At 58.4% G+C, this 5,486-nt stretch carries 3 protein-coding genes; all 3 read right to left on the bottom strand.

What is annotated here, in order from left to right; genetic code table 11:
- Positions 1-3,654, bottom strand: a 3,654-nt coding sequence (locus tag Q7S58_RS08145; RefSeq protein ID WP_304823262.1) for an NACHT domain-containing NTPase, incomplete at its 3' end; no start/stop codon positions are given.
- 185 nt (positions 3,655-3,839) lie between these two features.
- On the bottom strand, positions 3,840-4,403 hold the full coding sequence (locus tag Q7S58_RS08140) for an ATP-binding protein (RefSeq protein ID WP_304823259.1): 564 nt from the start codon (positions 4,401-4,403) through the stop codon (positions 3,840-3,842).
- Positions 4,404-5,029: 626 nt separating this feature from the next.
- On the bottom strand, positions 5,030-5,107 hold the full coding sequence (locus Q7S58_RS22135) for a hypothetical protein (protein ID WP_370655484.1): 78 nt from the start codon (positions 5,105-5,107) through the stop codon (positions 5,030-5,032).
- Positions 5,108-5,486: the final 379 nt, after the last annotated feature.

Raw genomic sequence — 5,486 nt, 5'->3', positions numbered from 1 at the left:
GGAGATCTTGTCAGAGGCGCGCTCCTCCTCCTTGGGTGTCGGCCTCGCATTTCTTGGCCGGTTCCACAAGTCTTCAAGATCGCTTGGACTTGAATGCCGTAAACCGTGCGCATAGATCTCTACGGCAGCGACAATAGCGTCAAGCGCATCCTCACTAGACCGGATCAGGCGTTTGTCTGCAGCGGCCAGCAACGCAGCTACGCTCTCTGGAGGAGTTGGTACCCAACGCGACAATCGGTATCCTCGCTCCGCCGTCGCGCGCGGCCTTCTCAGACTCGGGTACTTTTTACCGAAGCGCTGCTCTATGGTCCTCAAGGCCTCGACCGCTTCTAGCTCTCGCTGTTCAGTGAGCCAGCCGATCAGCTGATTACGTAATTGGCGCGCCGACTCATCGGGCCCGACTGAATAAACGCCATCGTGAACCGGGTCTGAGTCCAGTGGATAGAACTCCAGCAGCAACAGTGCTAGCTCGCCAACCTGCTCAGTCGAGAAGGACTTACTAGCCGACGCGGTTTGGCCTTCGGAACGAACCCGAAATTGACTTGTTTGGGCGTACTCGCCCAATACCCGCGCGGCTAGGTCCGAACGACCTCGCAAGTACGCGGCAACTTGCGTCCAGCTCTCACCGGGTCTCTCGGACAGCAGGGCGACCGCCGCCGTCACCGACACGCTATCCGGGTCTGATCCCGCCGAACTTGCCAACTGAGCGTAGCAGGCCTGAAAAGCGCGGTCAGCATCTCGGCTCAAGGTGAAACGCGCGATTCGGCTGATGTTTGACACACCGACGGTGCCGGCGATCATCAGGTCATCCAGAGTCTGGTCCAGCGTAGCGGGCGCGATGTCCGCAGATAGTTCTAGGATTCCTCCGAGGATGTTGCTGGATTCCGAGCCCGTCGCCGTGGCAAGCTTTGTGATCGCGATGGTAAGGTCATCGCTGGCGCGAGCGAATAACTTTTCAAGAAGGCGCTGCTTGGGCTCATTAGCTTCGCCAGACAGGTCCGGATGTAACTCGCGAACAAAGTACCAGCTCCAGCGCTGCCACCATTCAGTGGGTTGGGAGTCTAGCCAGTCAGGTTCCAGTTCGAGCAAGAGCCAGACTGCGGGCATGTACCCTCCCCGGATTGTATTCAACGGTTGGTCCCTGGCGACTTCGGGTTCTTCCGTTTCCGTCAGTAGAAGTTGCTTCGCCAACGCAATGACACGTGCCCGCGTCGTGTCTGTCGCGGATCGCCACCTCTCGGTTGTTGTGATGAACCGCTCGAAACCATAATGGTGAGGGTCGGCGAACGATACGGTAAGTAATCTGGCTATTACGACGAAGTAGCGTGGATCCTTGTTTTCCCCTAACGTCAAAGCCTCTTGTAAGTTGTGATCGACCGTGTCGTCGGCTTCGGCCGTGACCGGGCTGACCTTCGACCGCTCATGTTGCTCGCGTTCCCATTCGGCCTCCTCGCTCTTTAGGTCAACAAACACCGAAAAAGGAATCCGCGATTGTGCTGGTTCACGTTCACGCACCGCGAGCCATTGTTCGACCCACTTTGCTTCATCGTCCCAAGGCACCATTCGAGCCAGCTCGGCGTAGCCGGCTCGATCCGCCATCGGCAGGGATTCGTCGACCGCCATCGCGAGCAACCATTCGAGGTCAGAAGGTGATAACAATCGAGCAGGTTCGCGAACCAACCACCAAATCTCCTGGCGTTCCGTGGCGTGCCGGACGATCATCGAAAACAGGCGCCTGCGCACCACCGCGGGCTTGTTTGCGATCGGCTGGCGATCTTCGTCTGTTTCGTCGGACTCTGATAGCCCCCGATGCGGCGATAAGGGGGACGGGGCGTACGATCGCGCTGCCTGGAGGAGCAACGCGGAGAGGCCTGCCTCCACCGCAGGATCGTCGAGTTCGTGAATCGCAGTCCTGGCGATCCTTCTTGCAATCTTGTTTCGAGAATCGAAGTCTGCAGTCGGATCAGCCCGAATGACGTTAAGAGCCCACGCGAGTCCCTCGACGCGACAGCCCTTGGCGTCGAACTGTTCGGAATCAAGTTGATAAAGAAAGCTGGAATATGCGCCGCCGTGCAGGCGTCGACGCAGTGGGGTCAGTGCTACAAGCAGCTCTGGGACGGATAAGCGCTCGGGGTAATTGCAGCGAAGGGCGATGCCCTTGAGATTCTCATTTGGGTCTTCGTCGCTGCCGGAAATCAATGGTTTGAGCCGGGCGCGGGCAGTGCTAGTGCCAAACTTGCTCAACGCGTGTCCAGCCGACTCGCGTGCGCCAAGAGGCGCACCTCGATCGAGCACAAGATCGGCTAGGGCTTCGCTTAACTCTCGGAGTTCCCAAGCGTCAACCATCTTGATCGCGCCTTCAAGAACGTCTTCGCAATCAGCTCCGCGTTCCTGAAGGACTTCGCCGAGATCGTTCGCTGCTCCGGGATACTGGAAGCCCTTCAGCTCCAAGCCCTCGCGCCAGAGCTGCATGTCTGTGAGTTCGTGCCGTCTAAGTTTGTCCAAGAGGTTAAGTGTCGCTAGCTTTCGCAGTGATTCGTCTGCTATGTCAGATAGACCGACGACTTCGGGATCGGTTTCCGCAACCCATGCGGCGATGTCAGGGTTCGCCATCGCAGCAAAGGCAGCCGTCTCGCGCAAAGGTCCCGCGACACCCGCTGCCCAGCCTAAGGGCGAGGCGAGTAACGCCCTCGCCTGATGGAGTAAGAGTCTCGAAAGGCGCCGACCCGCCAGGTACTCGGGAAACTGTCGATGCGCGAAGCGGAAACGGTAGGCTCCGTCTCGTTCGCAGAGCCCGCTGTTGCGAAGCGCCCTCAGCGTGTCACCTTCGAGGGGCCGCGCCCCGCCAGGTAGTCCGGCGAGTTGATGTTCGCTAAGAGACTGGTGGCCGAATGCGTCGCCGTAGTCCACGGTCTCGCGACCCGAAAGCAACGAGAAGCAAGCCAACCGCTCAGCGGCCTCTAGCAGTTCTGCAACAGATATCTCGATTGCCGTGCCCTCTTCACGCCGCTCGACTCGCTCTGTGGCCAAGAGTTGCAAACCGCTTTCAAACAATTCGAGCCGGCCGGTGGGTAACTGGCCGCCTTCGCGGAACACTTTGAGAAGCATCTCAAGAGTGAGCGGCTGCTCGGCAAGGGCTTGCGCCCCTGAGCGGTGGAGAGCTTTGCGGAATGTGGCGACATCAAGGCCGTTGTGTCCGGCGATTACGTCGATGTCTTCTCCATTGAGCGATTGAAGGCTCGCGTATGCGATTCGATTGGTCCCGTAAACGTCTTCCAGGGACGCTCTCACCGATTCGGGAAAGATGGCGGACCTGCATGAAATGCGTAAGAGGGCACCCGACTGACGTACTGGGCCCCGTAACCATGCAGCCACGACTCGGCCCGCTTGTGGTACGGGCACCATGACCTCATCGAGCGCGTCTAGGTAGATCGCCGTGCCAGGGGTGGCGTTGGCGGAAAGCGCTTCGAGACGCGAAGCCAGGAGATCTGCCGATTGAGCCAAGTCTGCAAGTCGGGCCTTTCGGATTTCGCGGCCCTCCGCCTGCTCGAGTTCCGCTAAATGCTCAATCTCGAAAGTCTTGCCGAGGCCCGCGGGTCCAAGTAGCGCGCAGCCGCGGTGCCGCGCCAGTTCGCGTGTCTCGGTGTCGATCACTGTCCCTTCCGCAATGACAGTCCACCTCCGCTTGATCGGCCATCTTGTCATCCAACGACCTCAGATGGGCCCCTGAGGCCCGAAGCTCCGCAAGCAACAGGCTGCCTTGTGGGCAACCAATCTTCGATGGCCGACTAAGATAAGGCTTCCATTCGTGAAAGCTCGGATGCTCGCCACCGGAGCGACTATCTGTTGTCGGGAATGAGAGTCAGTAACTCGGATACCGCCGTCCGCAAGTTGTGATTGAGAACCAACTTTAGGGGTATTGAATGCTTGCTCGATAGATCAACAGCACGAAGATACGTCTGCCCTCGCAATTCATCGATGTCCCCGATTCCTTCCGGCGACCGCTTCCTTTCGGCATCTAGACGCCGCCGGTCGGTGACGGCGGATGAAGTCGTGTCAACGAGCAACAGACTGTGTGGCTTTATTAGCTGAAGCAGGCCGTCACCAAAGCTCTCGATTTTCGCGTTGACTCTCATTACGAAATGCGCTTCGAGCAACAGTGTTCCATTGCCGCTGCCAACGATACCTACCAATTGCTCCTTCGCTAAAGCGAATAACGGCCGCCGCTCAGTTACTCCCATATACTGGAGCGCATCGCGATCAGTTTGGGGCGGACAGGCCGACAGCATCAGGTCGGCGAAATCGACTGCCTCTACTCCGAATGCCTCAGAAGCCACCCTTCGACACAGCGTCGACTTACCAGCGCCAGGCACCCCAAGGACTACGACGACCTGATGCGCCATTCTTAGTCTGTGAAAAGCGCCAATTGCTGACGTGCACCCGCGACTGGACACGCATGGCGGAAGTGGGGCTCCAGGAGTCGACCAATCGCAGATTCTCTACATAAATATAGGAAGTTCTCCGGCGCTCTGAACTTCGAGTCGCAGGCACGAAGGTCATCGAGGCCAATACTCATCGGAAGGCTCAATACGTCTCCAATTACCAGGGCCGCTGGATGAGCTGCCGAACTCAGGTATTCCATTAGGCGATCGGTGCTGTGACTACCGGGAGCGTTCATCGAAGCTGTGGCACGGACCAGTTCGGCCGCTGGCTTGTGCAGCACGTCGACTATTGTTGCGACGGCGACAATGCTGCGATATCGACCGCTGGCGTAGAATGCGACCCAAAAGGGCGCTAACAGAGTCGGCGCGACTCGGCGATACTCCGCGCGCTTCCTGCCGTCGAGGATCATTTCCATGGGTCGGTCACGAATCGACAATAAGCAAATCGTCGAGGCTGGGTCTCTGGTCGCATTCCTACTCATGGCTTTGCTCCCCAGAGAAAACCTTGCCTTTGACAACAAAATCGACACCTGATTTATAAGGGGATACTAGGAGCCCCTCCGTCGAGAATCCAAGATCGGAGAAACCTACCGCCAGCCCAGATTGTGACAAAGGGAACAGCGAATATGCGCGGCGCCAGGAATGGTTGTCTCGGCGCAGTTCATCAAACAACTTGAACAACGGCTCAACCGCGCTCTGCTCCAATACGTCCTCTCTGAGGATGAGCGGGCCAATCTTAACGGCGCCGCCTCTCTTCGGAACGAAGACGGCGCAGCCGACGGCGAGGCCGTTCGCGGCTTCCAGCAAGACGGGCAATCGACCCTTCCGTCGAAATCCTTCTGAAATCCTATCTCGACCTAGAAAGACGGCCTCCACGAACGACTCGTCGATGTCATCGTAGTATCTGGCTGCGCTTCTGAGAGTTAGTTCTAGGAAGACGCTGCGGTCTTCAGCGCCCGCGACACGGGCGCGAGCGACGCGCAGTCGCGAACCGCCCACCAAGGTCTCAGTTGCTCTTGTTGTGCTGGCGCCGCCCGACAGTAG

The sequence above is a fragment of the Candidatus Binatus sp. genome (genome assembly GCF_030646925.1).
GTDB lineage: Bacteria > Desulfobacterota > Binatia > Binatales > Binataceae > Binatus.
Note: the sequence above shows the minus strand (reverse complement) of the source record. Positions and strands in the feature narration are given on the sequence as shown.

Coding starts and splice junctions, on each gene's coding strand:
- Q7S58_RS08140 (WP_304823259.1), bottom strand. CDS start 4,403: ATGGCGCATCAGGTCGTCGTAGTCCTTGGGGTGCCTGGCGCTGGTAAG.
- Q7S58_RS22135 (WP_370655484.1), bottom strand. CDS start 5,107: ATGAACTGCGCCGAGACAACCATTCCTGGCGCCGCGCATATTCGCTGT.